Below are 15,269 nucleotides of genomic sequence, written 5' to 3'. Positions count from 1 at the left end.
CCCGCCCGCGGCCCGGGCGCCGTGCACCCAGGCGCGCAGCGGCCCCTCCTTCGCCCGCACGGTGAGGGGGTGGAAGGAACTCACCGGGATGCCGGGATAGTCGTGCCGCACCACGCCCTCGTGGACGGCTTCGGAGACACACAGCACCGCGTCCTGAGTGCTCTGCCGCAGGGCTTCCCTCAGCGGCTCGCTGTCCAGGAGACGGAAGGCCCGGTCGAGGTCCGCGCCGAGCGCGCCCTCGGGGGTGCCCGGCCGGGCGTGCAGTGTCACCTCGCCCGCCGCCAGCACGATCCGCAGCCGCACCTGGGCGCTGCCCGCCGCGACACGGTTGTAACCGTGCAGGCGTGCCGGTACCTCGGTCAGCAGCGCCCGCAGCAGCGCCGTCTTCGGCACGCCGGGGGCGATGAGTGCCATGACGCCGTCCCCGCGGTCCTCCAGCCGCTGGTCGGTGTGCGGGACACCGGCAGCCTCCAGCGTGCTCTGGACCGTCTCGTACATCTGATTGCGCCGCACGGCGCGCACGACATCGTCCGCGGCGCCCGAGTTCTCGATGTCGGTGAGCAGGAATGTGCGGTGCACGGGTTCTGGCATGACGGCCCCTCGGCGTTCGGTGCTGTGCTGCCGGACCAGCTTCGTCCCGGCTCCCGTCCGGGCACGAGGACCGCTGCCGCACAGGAACAGTGACCGATGGCACAGAACGTCTCCGCGGCCGTCACGACCGGGTGGCGCCCCCCGAGCTCAGCTGGCGCAGCACGTCCTCCCTCAGCACCTCCAGCGAGCGGCGGCCGGTCCGGACGACGCCGCGGTCCCTGAGCTCCGCCAGCAGCCGGCTGATCGCCTCGCGTGACGCTCCGACGGAGCCGGCGAGTTCCTGTTTGCTGAGGGGAACGGTCAGCATCACGCCGTCGTCGGTCGGCCGGCTGTGCCGGCGGGCCAGCTCCAGCAGCAGGACCGCCAGCCGCTCCCGCACCGACAGGGCGGCGGACTCCAGCGCGCGCTGGTCACCGGCCCGGACGCGTTCGGCGAGCAGTCCGCTGAGCCGGGTGTGCGCGGCCGGGTGCGTGTCGAGGAAGGACAGGAAACTCTCCCGGCCGACAGCCACGCACTCCGCCTCCTCCAGGGTGGTCACGGTCGCCGACCGGCACAGCCCGGAGAGCGCCGCGGACTCGCCGACGATGTCCCCGGGCCGCCGCAGTGCCAGCAGGACGACGTAGCCGTTGGCCGCGGACGTGGTGACCTTCATCCGTCCGCGGCGGATCAGCAGCACGTGCGTCGAGGGCTCGTACTCGCTGATGACGTGGTGGCGCGCCGGGTAGCGCACCACCCGGCCCAGCCCCAGCAGCGCGTCGCGGTCCTTGTCCTCCAGCCGCCCCAGGTACGGAACCCGGTCGTGGAACGACGGCCTGCTCTGCCCCACCCGTGTGTTCTCCTCCATGACCGACCCCCGATCCTCCCGCCCGCCGGGGGCGGGGAGCCACACACGGTAGCGGAAATAGCGCGGCAGGTAAGGGGGAAGGGGAGGAGGTGTCCGCCCCGGCGGGCGCGCGGGCGCGAGGGGGAGGCCCGGGGCGGTCGTCACGCCGGCGGGAGGGATGGCCAAAGTGGTGCACTCGGGCTGTGAGGCCGGCCGGGGCATTCGCTAAGGTCACCAGACATGGCTCACAACCCCCAGGCGCCGCAGGGCCCGCAGCACGACCCCGCAGGCAGCACTCAGATGTTCCGCGCTTTCGTCGACGAGGAGGCCCCGGAGCGGCGTGCCGACCGGTCCGCCTCCGCAGGTCCCAGGATCGGGGTGATCATCGGCGTCGCGCTGGGGATCACGGCTCTGGCCGTGGTGGCCTGGCTGGCGTTCAGCTGATCCGCGCTTTTCGGTGTCTGCCCGGACCGGCGGCCGGCCGCCGGTCCGGGAGGCGTCACTCCTCGCTGGTGAGGCCCTCGCGAAGCTGGGCGAGGGTGCGGGTGAGCAGCCGGGAGACGTGCATCTGGGAGATGCCGACCTCCTCGCCGATCTGCGACTGCGTCATGTTCCCGAAGAAACGCAGCATGATGATCCGCCGCTCGCGGGCCGGAAGCCTGGCCAGCAGCGGCTTGAGCGATTCGCGGTACTCCACGCCCTCCAGCGCGACGTCCTCGTAGCCGAGGCGGTCCGCGAGGGAACCCTCGCCGCCGTCCTCCTCCAGGGAGGGGGAGTCCAGGGAGCTGGCGGTGTAGGCGTTGCCGACGGCGAGGCCGTCGACGACCTCCTCCTCGGAGACGCCGAGGCAGGCGGCCAGCTCGGGAACGGTGGGGGAGCGGTCGAGCCGCTGGGACAGTTCGTCGCTCGCCTTGGTCAGGGCCAGCCGCAGCTCCTGGAGCCGGCGCGGGACCCTGACGGACCAGGAGGTGTCGCGGAAGAACCGCTTGATCTCCCCGACCACGGTCGGCATCGCGAAGGTGGGGAACTCCACCCCGCGTTCGCAGTCGAAGCGGTCGATGGCCTTGATCAGGCCGATCGTGCCGACCTGGACGATGTCCTCCATCGGCTCGTTACGGCTGCGGAAGCGGGCCGCGGCGTAGCGGACGAGCGGCAGGTTGAGCTCGATCAGGGTGTCCCGGACGTAGCCGTGCTCGGGACTGTCCGGGTCGAGCGTGGCCAGCCGCTGGAACAGGGACCGGGAGAGAGTGCGGGTGTCGAGGTTGTCGGACTCCGCGGGGCCGTTCTGAGAGGGAACCTGCGGAGCGGGAACGTGCGGCGTGCCGCTCGTGGTGAGCACCTTGGAGCTGCCCAGTTCTACGGACATGCCACCCCCTTGAGGTTGTGGACGGGTCGCGGCGGCGCCCTCCGGTCGAGAAAACTGCGCCGTCTCGTCAATACCGGAGCTGCCGCCGCGCCAAACGCGGTTCTAGCAGAATGTCACACGTCATCAACACGATGTAGCGTCATGTCGATAAAACGGCAGAGTCGCCGCGGGAGTTCCCGTGGCGGTGTCCCCCTCCGGGTTACGCGTCGATCGTGTTCGCGGAACGCAGCCGGGCGAAACTCCGGGACAGCAGCCGGGAGATGTGCATCTGGGAGACCCCCAGCTCCGCGCTGATCTGTGACTGGGTCAGGTTGCGGTAATACCGCAGCATCAGGATCCGCTGCTCGCGCTCGGGGAGCTGCACCAGCAGGTGGCGCACCAGCTCCCGGTGCTCCACGCTCGCCAGTTCGGGGTCCTCGTAGCCGATCCGGTCGATCAGCCCCGGCATGGTGTCGTCGCGCTCCTGGGCCGCCTCCAGGGAGGAGACCCGGTAGGCCCGGCCCGCCTCCACGCTCGCCAGCACCTCTTCCTCGGCGATCTGCAGCCGGTCGGCGATCTCGGCGGTGGTGGGGGTCCGCCCGAGGGCGACGGTCAGGTCCTCGGTCGCGCTGTGCACCTGCACCCAGGTCTCGTGCAGCCGGCGCGGGACGTGGACGGTGCGCACGTTGTCCCGGAAGTACCGGCGGATCTCACCGATGATCGTCGGCATGGCGAAGGTCGGGAACTGCACCCCGCGGGAGATGTCGAACCGGTCGATGGCGTGGATCAGGCCGATGGTGCCGACCTGCACCACGTCCTCCATCGGCTCGTTGCGGCTGCGGAAGCGCATCGCCACGTACCGGACCAGGGCGAGGTTGGCCTCGATCAGCGCCCCGCGGATCCGGCCGTGCTCGGCCGTGCCCGGTTCCAGGCCGGCGAGCTCTTCGAACAGCGCCTGGGTGAGCGCCCTCGCCTCCGCGCCCCGGCGCGAAGGGGCGTCCCCAGACGGGGTCTGGGGGAGGGTCCGAGTGGCTGTCATCTGCCGACCATCCCTTGTACGGTGCACTCCCTGCCAAGAGCGGTCATAGCATCACAAGACATCACCACCGTGTGCAAGCACCAGGTAACGCCGTGTTGATGTGTGGTGGGACGCTGCCGCGGCCCCCGTGCGGGGGACGGCCTCAGGGAAGCAGGCCCGCCAGGAACCGGCCGGTGCTGTGCGCGGCACCGGAGACGGCCTCGAAGACAAGCTGAACGAACTCGCCGGATCGCACCGGATGGGCGATGATCGCGTACAGGGCCAGGACGAGCAGCAGATAGAGCGCGATCCGCTTCGCGTACGCCATCGTGTCTGCCTCCGTTGCCCACCGGCTGCTGGGGCGGTCGGGCGAGTGTACCCAGCAGGCGCGCGCGGGCGCGGGCTCGGTGGTGTGAGACCCGTCGCACGCCCTGCCGGCCCGCGTACGGGTCCGCCGCGCCCGCAGCCCCCTCCGCCGACCCACCGGTCGGCGGAGTGTGCGCGGCGGTCCACCGGGCACACATCCGGGCATGCTGGACACTTTGCTCACCACCGTGGGCGCCCTCGCCCTGGTGGTCGCCGTGTTCTCCGGCTGGATCCAGCGCTCGCCGGTCTCCGGACCGCTGCTCGGCCTGCTCACCGGCATCGCCCTGGGACCCGTCGCGCTCGGCGTCCTCGACCTGCCCTCCCTGGCCGAGTCGCACCGCGAGCTGCACGATCTCTCCCGGATCCTGCTGGCCATCTCGGTGATGGCGGTGGCCCTGCGCTACCCCTTCCACGAGCTGCGGACCGTGACCGGACCGGTGCTGCTCCTCCTCGCGGTGGCGATGCCCGTGATGGCCCTCAGCACCACCGCGGTGGCGGCCCTCGCCCTCGGGGCCGGACTCGGGGTGGCGGCGCTGATCGGCACGGCGCTGTGCCCCACCGACCCGGTGCTCGCCTCCGGCGTGGCTTCCGGAGAACCCGCGGAGCGGTCGGTGTCCGCACGGACCCGCCGGCTGCTCTCCCTGGAGTCCGGGGCCAACGACGGCCTCGCCATGCCCCTGGTCCTCATCGCCGTGGCGGTCGCCGGTACCGCCACCGCCGGCGGCGTCCTGCTGGAGTCCCTGTGGCAGATCCTCGGCGCCATCGCCCTGGGCGCGGCGACGGGTCTGCTCGGCGGGTCGGTGCTGCGCCGGGGCGCGGACCGGGACGCCGTCACCCCCGGCCCGGTCCTCCTGTTCAGCCTGCTGCTGGCGCTCTTCGTCCTCGGCGCGGCGGAACTGCTCCGCGTCGACGGCATCCTGGCCGTCTTCCTCAGCGGCATCGCCTTCAACGCGACGAGCACCGGCGAGGAGCGCGCCGACGACAACAAGATCGACGAGGCGGTCAACGGCTTCCTGGTCCTCCCGCTGTTCGTCGTCCTGGGCGCCGTCCTGCCGTGGTCCCAGTGGGCGGAGCTGGGCTGGCGCGGCCCGGCCCTGGTCCTCGGCGTGCTCCTGCTGCGCCGCCTGCCCGTCCTCCTGCTGCTGCGCCGCCCGCTGGCCCTGAAGTGGCGCGACGCCTGCTACCTGGGGTGGTTCGGGCCGATCGGGGTCTCCGCGGTCTTCTACCTCACCCTGGAGGCCGACCGGCTCGACCTCGACCCGGTGGTGCTGCCCGCCGGCACGATGGTCGTCGCCGCCAGCACCCTGGTGCACGCCCTCTCCGCGCCCCCCGCCCTCGCCCTCTACCGCCGGGCGGCCGAACGCACCCGCGAGCGGACCACGGACACCACCCCCCACAAGCCGTCCTGACGCCCCCTCACCCCACCGGTCACCCGCCCGCGCCCGGTGACGGGGCAACCGGGCCCCCCAAAGCGCGGCCTCCTTGGCGCCACAGGGCCCGGAACCCCCTGTGCGCCCCGTGCCACCACAACAAGAAGGGCCCCGGACCCATTCGTGGGTCCGGGACCATTCCGATGTCCTGAGACATATCGCAGCGGTAGCGGTGGGATTTGAACCCACGGTGGAGTTGCCCCCACACTCGCTTTCGAGGCGAGCTCCTTCGGCCGCTCGGACACGCTACCGAGAGGAATCCTAGCCCACCGTGCCCGGTGCCCGAAATCCGGATCGCGTGCGGACTCAGCGGTCGCGGAAGAAGCCGGTCAGCAGCGCCCCGCACTCGTCGGCCAGCACCGAGGTGATGACCTCGGGACGGTGGTTGAGCCGCCGGTCGCGCAGCGCGTCCCACACCGAACCCGCGGCGCCCGCCTTCGGATCGAGGGCGCCGTAGACCACCCGGTCGACCCGGGACAGCACGATCGCGCCCGCGCACATGGTGCACGGTTCGAGCGTGACGACCAGGGTGCAGCCCGCCAGCCGCCAGCTGCCGAGCCGGGCCGCGGCCTCCCGCAGCGCCAGCACCTCGGCGTGCGCGGTCGGGTCGCCGGTGGCCTCGCGTTCGTTGCGGCCGCGGCCCAGCGGTTCGCCGCCGGGCCCGCCGGGGCCGAGCACGACCGCGCCGACCGGGACGTCCCCGGTCGCCGGGGCCCGCTCGGCCTCCGCCAGGGCCAGGCGCATCGCGGGCCGCCAGGGATCGCGCAGTGGATCGCTCACCCCGGCACCCTCACCCCGTTGCTCTGTTGTCATGGACGGCCTGATGAACGATTCTCCCGGCGCGCCGCCCTCGCGGCGCCGCGCTCAGCGCCGCGTCACCTGACCGCCTCCAGGAACTCGGCGCAGCCCAGGGCGTCGGCGATCTCGCCCAGCGCGTCGTCGGCCGTGAGCTTCAGCACGAAGCCCGCGTCGATGCCGAGGTCCGCCAGCAGACCGGCGTCCCCCAGCGGGCCGGGCGGCACGGACTCCGGGCCGTCCGGCTCGTCGTCGTCCCCGACGGCACCGTCCTCGGTGCCGTCCAGGTCCACCAGTGCTTCCAGCGCCTGCGGGTCCTCCGGTTCACGGCCCAGCAGCTCGTCGGTGAGCAGGATCTCACCGTAGGCGCTGCGCATCGCGCGGGCCGCGTCGGATACGTAGACCCTCGGATCGTCCTCGCCCTCCACGCGGACGATGCCGAACCAGGCGCCTTCCTGCTCGATGCAGACGAGCACGGGCTCGTCCTCCGAGCCTGCCTCACGGGCAAGCTCGGCCAGCTCGTCGAGGCTTTCCACGTCGTCGAGCTCTGTGTCGCTCGCTTCCCAACCGTCATCGGTCCGCGCGAGCAGTGCGGTGAAGTACACCTGACTCTCCCCACTCGGTTCGGCAGTGCCACTGGCATCGTGGCAGAAAAGGCGGGCGCTGTCGGGTAACGCGGCAGTTGTTCACCAGCGGAATGTCCGCATGCGCTGCTCCCGGCGGAGTCGCGCGGTGCGGGCCCGCCGCGGCCTGACGCGGTCCTGGAGGGCCTTGGCCTCGTGCAGTTCGCGCAGGAAGGCCGCCCGGCGCCGCCGCCGTTCGGGGTCGGGTGTCTCGGGGTGTCCGGGGCGTGGCATCGAACCTCCCCTCCTCCGTCTCCTCAGGTCGGCCACCTTCTTCGGAGTGTCCACCCGGTGGCCGCCGGAGTCCAGTGCGCCGCCGGCGTTCGCTACTGTCGAGGGCATGCGGACCCATGTCGTCGACCACCCCCTGGTGGCGCACAAGCTGACCACGCTGCGCGACGAGCGCACCGACTCCCCGACCTTCCGCCGGCTGGCCGACGAACTGGTCACGCTGCTGGCCTACGAGGCCACCCGCGACGTCCGCACCGACCAGGTGGACATCACCACCCCGGTCACCGCCACCACGGGCGTGCGGCTGTCCCACCCGCGGCCGCTGGTGGTGCCGATCATCCGCGCGGGCCTGGGGATGCTCGACGGCATGACCCGGCTGCTGCCGACCGCCGAGGTCGGGTTCCTCGGCATGATCCGCGACGAGCAGACGCTGCAGGCGTCGACGTACGCCAACCGCATGCCGGAGGACCTGTCGGGCCGGCAGGTCTACGTCCTGGACCCGATGCTGGCCACCGGCGGCACGCTGGTGGCCGCCATCAAGGAGCTGATAGCCCGCGGGGCGGACGACGTCACCGCGCTGTGCCTGCTGGCCGCGCCGGAGGGTGTGGAGCGCATGGAGAGCGAGCTGGCGGGGGCGCCGGTCACGGTGGTGACGGCGGCCGTCGACGAGCGGCTCAACGACGACGGCTTCATCGTGCCGGGCCTGGGCGACGCCGGTGACCGCATGTACGGGACGGTCTGAGGGGCGGTTCAGCAGCGGGAGGGGGGTTCCGCGGCGGCGGTGACCAGCAGGGCGAGCCGCTCGCCGGCCGCCTCGGCGTCGGCGAGTTCCTCGAACTCGTTGCCCAGCACCAGGTCGATCTCCGGGCCTTCGCGGCCGGTGGCCAGGCCGGTCTCGGTGCCGGCCAGATGGGCCCCGAGCACCGCCAGGGCGCCCGACTCCCGGCCCTCCTCGGTGGCCAGCAGCAGCCCGGTGCCGTCCACGCCGTCCTGCAGTTCCTCGGGCGCGTTGTCCACCTCGCCGATCACGAAGCCGCGTTCCTCGAGGGCCTCGGCGGTGTCCCGGGCCAGGCCCGGGAGCCGCGTGGCGTTGTAGACGTTGACGGTGATGGCCTCCGGCTCGGGGAGCACGGCCGGTGCGGTGGCTCCCGCGGTGCTTCCGCCGGCGTCCTCACCGGAGGCGGCTCGGGCACCGGGCGCGCATTCCTCGTCGTCCTTCTCCCGGGCCTCGGCGACGGGTTCGGCGTTGCCGGAGAAGATGTCGACGAGCTGGAGGGTGCCGAAGCCGAGCAGGCCGAGTCCGGCGGCGGCCGCGGCGACGGCGAGCACGGCCCTGCGGCGGCGCGGGCGTCGCATACGCGGGTAGCGGTCACCCGTGATGCGGTACTTCTTCCCGCTCAGGCCGGGAGGCGTCAGCATGCTCATGGCCGCAGCGTAATGTCGCGCCCGGCGGATGCCTACTCAATGATCAGCTGAAATGCCGGGTCTGGCCCCGAACGGGGCAATCGCCCCGCGGATCCGGCGTCAGTCCAGCTCCAGGACCCGGGCGTGGAGCACCTGGCGCTGCTGGAGCGCGGCCCGGACCGCCCGGTGCAGGCCGTCCTCCAGGTAGAGGTCGCCCCGCCACTTCACCACGTGGGCGAAGAGGTCGCCGTAGAAGGTGGAGTCCTCCGCGAGGAGGGTCTCCAGGTCGAGCTGGCCCTTGGTGGTGACGAGCTGGTCCAGCCGCACCGGGCGTGGTGCGACATCGGCCCATTGCCGGGTGCTGTCCCGGCCATGCTCCGGATACGGCCGCCCGTTCCCAATGCGCTTGAAGATCACAGGCCGAGCCTACCGGGGGAAGGGGTACGGGCGCAGCTTGCGCATACCGGAGTGAAGAGGACTTCTGCCGCATTGCGGCTTCGGGGGGAGCGCCGCCCGCCGGCGGCCCGCGCACCATCCCGCGCGGGGCGGCGCCGGGGGGCGCGTACGCCGCGCGGGCGCCGCGCCGGATCACTGTCCGGCACGGCGCCCGCGGAGGTGCGGCCCGCTGGGGTCAGTGGGTGTCGTGGTGGTCGTGCAGGCCGCCGCTGTCGGCGGTGTCGCCGTGCTTCGGCTCGGCCGGCACCGGCCGGGTCAGACCGCTGGTGTCCCAGGCGTAGCGGCCCAGGGCGTTGGCGATGACCTTGACGTTGATGTCCAGCGCCTTCCGCGAGAGGTTGTTGATGTCGTCGCAGGCGTCGTGGTAGCAGGCGTCGAAGGCGACGCCCGCGGTGCCGCCCCACAGCGCGGCCTGCTGCTCGGTCTTCACGCCCTCGGCGCCGGTGAAGGTGCCGCCGGCCGGGATGTCCACCGCGATGAAGGGGCCGTAGTCGCTGCGGCCGTTGAAGGCGGTCGGACGCGGCTCGTGGCCCTGCGACCGCATGAACGTGTTGATGTCGTGCTCGATCTGGGCCGACCCCTCCGGGCCGGGCTCCGACAGGCCCTCCGAACCGTCGCCGTCGTAGACGAAGAGCCCGTAGTTCGGCGAGGCGATCATGTCGAAGTTGAGGTAGAGGGCGATGCTGTCGCGCTCCTCCTCGGTGAGGTTGTCGACGTAGTGGTGGGCGCCCAGCAGCCCGAGCTCCTCGGCGGACCAGAGGGCGAAGCGCACCTTGTTGGTGTGCGAGCCCTTCTTGTCGGCGCGGGCGAGCTGGAGGGCCGCCTCCAGCACCCCGGCGGAGCCGGAGCCGTTGTCGTTGATGCCCGGTCCCTCCAGGACCGAGTCGAGGTGGCCGCCGAGCATGACCACGTTGCCGGCGTCGCCGCCGCGGGTCTCGGCGAGCACATTGGGCGTGCGGCGCGTCTCGGAGAACTCGATGATCTCCAGGTTGACGGTGACCTCCTGGCCGCCCTCCAGGGTGGCGGCGAGCGCCTGGCCGTCCTCCTGGGAGATGCCGCCGGTGGGCACCAGGCCCGCGCCGGCCTCGCCGAGCGTGCCGTTCAGCTCGCCGGGGACGTTGTTGTAGATGACGGCGCCGACGGCGCCCGCCGCGGCGGCGTTCTGCTGCTTCTGGGCGAACGTGCACCCGCCGCGCATGACCAGGGCGATCTTGCCGGCCATGTCGTCGGCGACGAAGTCCTCCGGCGCGCAGCCGGTGCCGTTCGTCTCGTCGACGGGGACGTGGGCGAGCGCGGCCTCGATGCCGCCCTCGGGGGTGCTGGCGGTGTAGGACATCAGGTGGATGCCGATGTCCCGCTCCTCGGGGGTGAGCTGCCGCATGTTCTCCGCGACGGCCTCCCGGTAGAGGAAGTCGAAGTACTGGTACGTGACGTCGTACCCGGCGGCCTGGAGCAGTCCGCCGGCGTAGCGGGCGGACCACTCGTGGCCGCGGGTGCCCGCGGCCCGGTTGCCGTCGTTGGCGTCAGCGATGCGCTGAAAGGCGTAGAGGTGACGCATGGCGCCCTGGGCGCTGGTCCGCTTCACCAGCGTGCGGGCCAGCTTCTCGCCCTTCTTGGCGTCTTTGTGCTGGGTGGCGGCCTGGGCCGCCGGGGTGGCGGCCTGGGCCACCGCGGGAGCGGTGACCAGCAGGGGGAGGGCCAGCGCGGCGGTGGCGGCGACGGCTATGGCACGTCTGGACGTGCGGAGCGGAGGGTGCACGAACGGGTCCTTCCGGTGCGAACAACTGTGCACAGCGGTCCGAGTGTTCGGTGGGGAGGTGGCGGTGTCCGGCGAACGGACACCATGGCTGGGAAGGTAGCGCTCAGGGGGCGCGCGGGGAACAGTTGGGGCGCATGTGATCGACCGTTGACCGTTTTTGTCCCACTCGCCCTCCAGGTTGAGGCGAATGGGCCAAGCCCGGCCCCCGCTCGGGTGCCGGGCCGCCCGGCCGGGCGAGGGCCTCCGCCCCTCGCCCGGCACGGACGCGGCCCCCGCCCGCGGCGGACGTCAGTCCCGCCCGCCCAGCGACCTCAGGTAGGCGGCCGGGTCGATGTCCGAGCCGTAGTGCGGCCCGGTGCGCACCTCGAAGTGCAGGTGCGGCCCCGTGACGTTGCCGGTGGCGCCGGACCGCCCGATCTGCTGCCCGGCGTCCACCCGCTGACCGGCCGTCACGCCCAGCGCGGACAGGTGCGCGTACTGGGTGTGGATGCCGTCCGGGTGACGCAGCAGCACCTCGTAGCCATAGGGGCCGCCCCAGCCCGCGGTCACCACCGTCCCCGCGGCGACGGCCCTCACCCGCGTCCCCACCGGCACGGCGTAGTCCTGACCGGTGTGCCGGCCGCCGGACCACACTGCTCCCGGGGCGCCGTAGGGCGTGCTCACCGCGGCGGCCACCGGGACGTGGGCAACCGCTTTCGGGGGCTGCGGGATCCGGGCCTGCGCGGGCTCCGCCTCCGGCCCGGGCTCCGCCTCCGCCTCGGGCTCCGGTTCGGGTGCGGCCGGCGCGGCCTGCCCGGATCCACCGGACACGGCGGGTCCCTCACCGGCCGCGGCCGGTTCCACGAACTCCGTCCCGTCCGGCAGCCGCAGCTCCTGACCGGGCATGATCAGATGCGGATCGGGGCCCACGGTCGCGCGGTTGCGACGGTGGAGCTCCTGCCACCCGCCGTCCACGGAGGCCGCCAGCGCGATGTGCGAGAGCGTGTCCCCGGACACGACCGTGTAGGAATCCCCCCAGGACGCGGGGGCGGCCGCGTCGGCCGGGGCGGCCGGGCGGGCGGTCTCCTCGCGGGCGGTCTCCTCACGGGGTGTTTCCTCACGGGCCGGGGGTGCGCCGCCCGCGCCGGGCGACGCGGTGTCCCGGGTGAGGTCCGCCCGCACCGAGCACACCGGCCAGGCTCCCGGGCCCTGGCCGGCCAGGACCTTCTCGGCCACGGCGATCTGCTGCTCACGGGAGGCCAGGTCGGCGCGGGCGGCGTACCGGGTGCCGCCGTACTCCTCCCAGGTCGGCTGGGCGAACTGCAGCCCGCCGAAGTAGCCGTTGCCCGTGTTGATGCTCCAGTTCCCGCCGCTCTCGCACTCGGCGAGCCTCTCCCAGACCTCCACGGGCGCGGCGCTCGCCGTCGAGACGGCCAGCAGGGGCAGGAACATGCCCGCCCCCGAGGCGGTGACGATCGCGATCAGCCGGACGGACCGGCCGGGCTGGACGGCCGTCGGACGGCGGTGACTTCCTCGTGCAGCTGCCATGGGACTGTTCCTCTCCGCTACGGCAAGTGATCCGCCCCGCCGGGACGGGCCCGGCGGAACAGCACCGAGTAGCGCAGCCGGTGACCGGTCGTCACAAGGCGCAAGCAGCCGCACGGCCCGCACCGGACCCCGCCGCGTGCCCGGTGAGCCTCCCGGTGCGCCTCCGGAGCGGTCAGGACGGGCGCGCGGAGGCCAGGGGGGCGCACGGCGGCCGGACCGCGAGGCGGGCCGGAAGGCGCGGAAGGAATGCGGAACGCCCAGGACCGCTGCCGGCGCCGCGGCCGGAAAATCTCTCGGCGGCGCCCCGCCGCCGGCGGACCGGGGAAGCTCCGGAACGGCGCGGCGCCCATTGTGCGGACGGCGTCCTCGCGCCCGGCACCGGGAACAGCGCCGCCACGGTCCCCGCCGGACCGCTCGGTGCTTCCCGCAGCGGTGCGCGAGGCGGAGACAAGGCGACCGCGAGCGCGCGGAATTGACGGGTGGACGACCACCGGGGGCGAAGCCGCCGCCGGGGGAGGGCGGCCGAATTCCGGTGCCGCCGGTGCCTCCGGCCGCCGTTTCTCCCGCCGGGCCGCGTGCCCGCTGCCGCGAACCGGCCACCGCGCGGGAGCGGAAAACAGCCCGGGGCGGATGCGCGCGGCCCGCCGCCCGGCCCCGGTGCCGCTCGCGTCCCTGGTCGGAGCGGTGGGCGAACCGAGGCGCGGGAAATCCGGCGGCACCGCGCGCCCGGTTCCGTGCGCGGAAGATCCGGCGGGCGGAAACCGGCCGCGCCCGCCACGTCACCGCCCCCGCGGGAAGGTATTGCGCCTTCCCGTCCCGGGGCCTCCCGCGGGCAAGCGCCCGCGGGGGGACCGGGATAGCGGACGCGGCCCACCCGGCGGGCGGGGCGGCGGGACCGGTCAGCCGGGAAACGTGTCGACTCCGTCCCGCCGGCCGGGAACCCGGCCCGGCGGAATGCGGCGGGAAATCCGGGCCGGATGCCGGCCGGGAAACCCCCGCCCCCGTGCCGCCGGGCGAGCCGCCGCCACGGAAATCTCACGGCATCTCACCGGCCCGACGCTTACCGGGCCCGGCGCCGCCGGGAGCCGCGCCGGATTCGGCCCGGCGGCCGGGCGGTCCCGCCGGGCGGCGTCGGGCCCCGCCCATTCGGGGAATCACCGCGCGGGGCGCCACGGCCCGCCCGTACCGGAACGGGGGCGCACCGCCCGGCCGCCGTGTGCGGACAGACGCCCGCCGGGCCCCGCGCCGCCGCCCGGGGGGAAGCCCCGTCGGGCGGCGGCGCGCCGCCCCGGCCCCGTCGGCCGGGCCGCATAGTCTGCCCACCGGCCGCGCCGGCCCCCTCGTCCGGCGCGGACTCTCCTTCCGCGGGAAGGCTCCGCGCATGTCCCCACGTCCGCACTGGCTCCTCGGCGACCAGCTGGGGCCGCACTTCACCGCCCCGGGGCCGGAGGGGCCCGACGCCGGGGCGCCGCTGGTCATGATCGAATCGCTGGCCGTGCTGCGCCGCCGCCGCTTCCACCGTGCCAAGGCGCATCTGGTGCTCTCCGCGATGCGGCACCGGGCCGCGGAACTGGGCGACCGCGTCCGCTACGTCCGCGCCGGCACCTACCGGGAGGGGCTGCGGAAGGCGGTCGGGGACGCGGAGGTGACGGTCTGCCGGCCGTCCTCGCGTCCCGCCCTGGCGCTGGCCCGGTCGCTGCCCGGGGTCCGGGTGCTGCCCGCCCGGGGCTATCTGGTGGACCGGGAGGACTTCGCGGACTGGCTGGCCGGGCGGGACGGGCGCCGGCTGCGGATGGAGGACTTCTACCGCTGGGTGCGCGTGCGCCACGGGCTCCTGATGGACGGCGGCGAGCCGGCCGGCGGCCGGTGGAACCTGGACCGGGAGAACCGCGAGCCGCCGCCCGGCGGCGCGCGGGCCCTGGAGCTGCCGCCGCCCTACCGCCCCGCGGAGGACGAGATCGACGAGCGGGTCCGGCACGACCTGGACCGGTGGGAGCGGCAGGGCACGGTGTCCTTCACCGGGCGGGACGGCCCGCGCCGCTTCCCCGCCACCCGGGCCGGGGCGCTCGCCGCGCTGCGGCGCTTCACCGCCCTGCGGCTGCCGGCCTTCGGGCCGTGGGAGGACGCGATGCTCGCCGCGGACCCGGTGATGGGCCACAGCCTGCTGTCCGCCCCGCTCAACCTGGGGCTGCTGCACCCGGCCGAGTGCGTCGGACGGGCCGAGCGGGAGTGGCGAGAGGGGCGCGCGCCGCTGGCCGGGGTGGAGGGGTTCGTGCGGCAGATCGCCGGCTGGCGGGAGTACGTCCACCAGATGTACTGGCACGCGGGGGAGGAGTACCGGCACAGCAACGCGCTGGGCCACCGGGCGCCGCTGCCCGGATGGTTCCAGGAGCTGGACGCGGACGCGGTGACCGCGCGCTGCCTGTCCACCGTGCTGGCCCAGGTGCGGGACACCGGCTGGACCCACCACATCCCCCGGCTGATGGTGCTCGGCGGCTACGCGCTGCAGCGCGGCTGGGACCCGGCCGCGCTCACCGACTGGTTCCACCGGTCGTTCGTGGACGGGTACGACTGGGTGATGCTGCCCAACGTCGTCGGGATGTCGCAGTACGCCGACGACGGGCGGATGACGACGAAGCCCTACACCTCCGGTGGCGCCTACATCCACCGGATGAGCGACTTCTGCGGCTCCTGCTTCTACCGGCCCGACGTGCGCGTGGGGGAGCGGGCCTGCCCGTTCACCGCCGGGTACTGGGCCTTTGTGCACCGGCACCGGGAGCGGCTGGCCCGCAACCACCGGATGGCCCGGCCGGTGGCGGGTCTGCGCCGGCTGCGGGATCTGCCCGCCGTGCTGGAGGCGGAGGCGGAGCGGGGGGACGGCCCGCCCTGAGCCCGGCGCGG

16 protein-coding genes and 1 tRNA gene are annotated in these 15,269 nt (G+C 73.9%); 4 read left to right on the top strand and 13 right to left on the bottom strand.

The window, feature by feature from the left end; translation table 11 throughout:
- The coding region (locus tag ABD299_RS18295; RefSeq protein ID WP_486388915.1) for a nucleotidyl cyclase domain-containing protein at positions 1–591 on the bottom strand (591 nt) is incomplete at its 3' end.
- A 121-nt stretch (positions 592–712) separates the two neighbouring features.
- Complete coding sequence (locus ABD299_RS18290) at positions 713–1,435, bottom strand: Crp/Fnr family transcriptional regulator (protein WP_344263722.1); 723 nt, start codon at positions 1,433–1,435, stop codon at positions 713–715.
- A gap of 219 nt (positions 1,436–1,654) precedes the next feature.
- Here ABD299_RS18290 and ABD299_RS18285 point away from each other — a divergent pair, with 219 nt between their 5' ends.
- Positions 1,655–1,858 carry a hypothetical protein gene (locus ABD299_RS18285; protein ID WP_344263720.1) on the top strand — a complete coding sequence of 68 codons (204 nt, stop codon included), beginning with the start codon at positions 1,655–1,657 and terminating at the stop codon, positions 1,856–1,858.
- 55 nt (positions 1,859–1,913) lie between these two features.
- Here ABD299_RS18285 and ABD299_RS18280 read toward each other — a convergent pair whose 3' ends face one another.
- The 3 genes from ABD299_RS18280 to ABD299_RS18270 all read right to left on the bottom strand — a co-directional run bounded on the left by ABD299_RS18280 (position 1,914) and on the right by ABD299_RS18270 (position 4,105).
- On the bottom strand, positions 1,914–2,780 hold the full coding sequence (locus ABD299_RS18280) for an RNA polymerase sigma factor SigF (protein WP_344263718.1): 867 nt from the start codon (positions 2,778–2,780) through the stop codon (positions 1,914–1,916).
- A gap of 199 nt (positions 2,781–2,979) precedes the next feature.
- Positions 2,980–3,798 carry an RNA polymerase sigma factor SigF gene (locus ABD299_RS18275; protein WP_344263716.1) on the bottom strand — a complete coding sequence of 273 codons (819 nt, stop codon included), beginning with the start codon at positions 3,796–3,798 and terminating at the stop codon, positions 2,980–2,982.
- 142 nt (positions 3,799–3,940) lie between these two features.
- The gene (locus ABD299_RS18270) at positions 3,941–4,105 is read right to left on the bottom strand and encodes a hypothetical protein (protein ID WP_344263714.1); all 165 of its coding nucleotides are present in this window, start codon (positions 4,103–4,105) and stop codon (positions 3,941–3,943) included.
- Positions 4,106–4,307: 202 nt separating this feature from the next.
- Between ABD299_RS18270 and ABD299_RS18265 the strand changes: the two genes are divergently transcribed.
- A complete protein-coding gene (locus tag ABD299_RS18265) occupies positions 4,308–5,552 on the top strand; it encodes a cation:proton antiporter domain-containing protein (RefSeq protein WP_344263712.1) in 1,245 nt (414 codons plus the stop codon).
- A 185-nt stretch (positions 5,553–5,737) separates the two neighbouring features.
- On the opposite strand, the gene ABD299_RS18260 is transcribed toward ABD299_RS18265, so the two are convergent.
- The 4 genes from ABD299_RS18260 to ABD299_RS18245 all read right to left on the bottom strand — a co-directional run bounded on the left by ABD299_RS18260 (position 5,738) and on the right by ABD299_RS18245 (position 7,225).
- Positions 5,738–5,824, bottom strand: a tRNA-Ser gene (locus ABD299_RS18260).
- A 55-nt stretch (positions 5,825–5,879) separates the two neighbouring features.
- A complete protein-coding gene (tadA, locus tag ABD299_RS18255) occupies positions 5,880–6,386 on the bottom strand; it encodes a tRNA adenosine(34) deaminase TadA (protein WP_344263710.1) in 507 nt (168 codons plus the stop codon).
- A 62-nt stretch (positions 6,387–6,448) separates the two neighbouring features.
- Positions 6,449–6,973 carry a tRNA adenosine deaminase-associated protein gene (locus ABD299_RS18250; RefSeq protein WP_344263708.1) on the bottom strand — a complete coding sequence of 175 codons (525 nt, stop codon included), beginning with the start codon at positions 6,971–6,973 and terminating at the stop codon, positions 6,449–6,451.
- An 81-nt stretch (positions 6,974–7,054) separates the two neighbouring features.
- A complete protein-coding gene (locus ABD299_RS18245; RefSeq protein ID WP_344263706.1) occupies positions 7,055–7,225 on the bottom strand; it encodes a hypothetical protein in 171 nt (56 codons plus the stop codon).
- A 106-nt stretch (positions 7,226–7,331) separates the two neighbouring features.
- Here ABD299_RS18245 and upp point away from each other — a divergent pair, with 106 nt between their 5' ends.
- The gene (upp, locus tag ABD299_RS18240) at positions 7,332–7,964 is read left to right on the top strand and encodes a uracil phosphoribosyltransferase (RefSeq protein ID WP_344263704.1); all 633 of its coding nucleotides are present in this window, start codon (positions 7,332–7,334) and stop codon (positions 7,962–7,964) included.
- An 8-nt stretch (positions 7,965–7,972) separates the two neighbouring features.
- Here the strand turns inward: upp and ABD299_RS18235 are convergent, their stop codons facing one another.
- The 4 genes from ABD299_RS18235 to ABD299_RS18220 form a co-directional block, all read right to left on the bottom strand.
- On the bottom strand, positions 7,973–8,647 hold the full coding sequence (locus tag ABD299_RS18235) for a LytR C-terminal domain-containing protein (RefSeq protein WP_344263703.1): 675 nt from the start codon (positions 8,645–8,647) through the stop codon (positions 7,973–7,975).
- 99 nt (positions 8,648–8,746) lie between these two features.
- Positions 8,747–9,043 carry a type II toxin-antitoxin system VapB family antitoxin gene (locus ABD299_RS18230; RefSeq protein WP_344263702.1) on the bottom strand — a complete coding sequence of 99 codons (297 nt, stop codon included), beginning with the start codon at positions 9,041–9,043 and terminating at the stop codon, positions 8,747–8,749.
- Between the two features lie 214 nt (positions 9,044–9,257).
- Positions 9,258–10,841 carry a M28 family metallopeptidase gene (locus ABD299_RS18225; RefSeq protein WP_344263700.1) on the bottom strand — a complete coding sequence of 528 codons (1,584 nt, stop codon included), beginning with the start codon at positions 10,839–10,841 and terminating at the stop codon, positions 9,258–9,260.
- Between the two features lie 288 nt (positions 10,842–11,129).
- A complete protein-coding gene (locus ABD299_RS18220; RefSeq protein WP_344263699.1) occupies positions 11,130–12,368 on the bottom strand; it encodes a transglycosylase family protein in 1,239 nt (412 codons plus the stop codon).
- A 1,381-nt stretch (positions 12,369–13,749) separates the two neighbouring features.
- Between ABD299_RS18220 and ABD299_RS18215 the strand changes: the two genes are divergently transcribed.
- A complete protein-coding gene (locus tag ABD299_RS18215; RefSeq protein ID WP_344263698.1) occupies positions 13,750–15,258 on the top strand; it encodes a cryptochrome/photolyase family protein in 1,509 nt (502 codons plus the stop codon).
- Positions 15,259–15,269 lie beyond the last annotated feature (11 nt).

Source organism: Streptomyces sodiiphilus (genome assembly GCF_039529215.1).
In the GTDB taxonomy this organism is placed as follows: domain Bacteria; phylum Actinomycetota; class Actinomycetes; order Streptomycetales; family Streptomycetaceae; genus Streptomyces; species Streptomyces sodiiphilus.
Note: the sequence above shows the minus strand (reverse complement) of the source record. Positions and strands in the feature narration are given on the sequence as shown.

Bases quoted from the DNA above. Each gene is read 5' to 3' on its own strand.
- ABD299_RS18290 (WP_344263722.1), bottom strand. From the start codon at position 1,435: ATGGAGGAGAACACACGGGTGGGGCAGAGCAGGCCGTCGTTCCACGAC.
- ABD299_RS18285 (WP_344263720.1), top strand. From the start codon at position 1,655: ATGGCTCACAACCCCCAGGCGCCGCAGGGCCCGCAGCACGACCCCGCA.
- ABD299_RS18280 (WP_344263718.1), bottom strand. From the start codon at position 2,780: ATGTCCGTAGAACTGGGCAGCTCCAAGGTGCTCACCACGAGCGGCACG.
- ABD299_RS18275 (WP_344263716.1), bottom strand. From the start codon at position 3,798: ATGACAGCCACTCGGACCCTCCCCCAGACCCCGTCTGGGGACGCCCCT.
- ABD299_RS18270 (WP_344263714.1), bottom strand. From the start codon at position 4,105: ATGGCGTACGCGAAGCGGATCGCGCTCTATCTGCTGCTCGTCCTGGCC.
- ABD299_RS18265 (WP_344263712.1), top strand. From the start codon at position 4,308: ATGCTGGACACTTTGCTCACCACCGTGGGCGCCCTCGCCCTGGTGGTC.
- tadA (WP_344263710.1), bottom strand. From the start codon at position 6,386: ATGACAACAGAGCAACGGGGTGAGGGTGCCGGGGTGAGCGATCCACTG.
- ABD299_RS18245 (WP_344263706.1), bottom strand. From the start codon at position 7,225: ATGCCACGCCCCGGACACCCCGAGACACCCGACCCCGAACGGCGGCGG.
- upp (WP_344263704.1), top strand. From the start codon at position 7,332: ATGCGGACCCATGTCGTCGACCACCCCCTGGTGGCGCACAAGCTGACC.
- ABD299_RS18235 (WP_344263703.1), bottom strand. From the start codon at position 8,647: ATGAGCATGCTGACGCCTCCCGGCCTGAGCGGGAAGAAGTACCGCATC.
- ABD299_RS18220 (WP_344263699.1), bottom strand. From the start codon at position 12,368: ATGGCAGCTGCACGAGGAAGTCACCGCCGTCCGACGGCCGTCCAGCCC.
- ABD299_RS18215 (WP_344263698.1), top strand. From the start codon at position 13,750: ATGTCCCCACGTCCGCACTGGCTCCTCGGCGACCAGCTGGGGCCGCAC.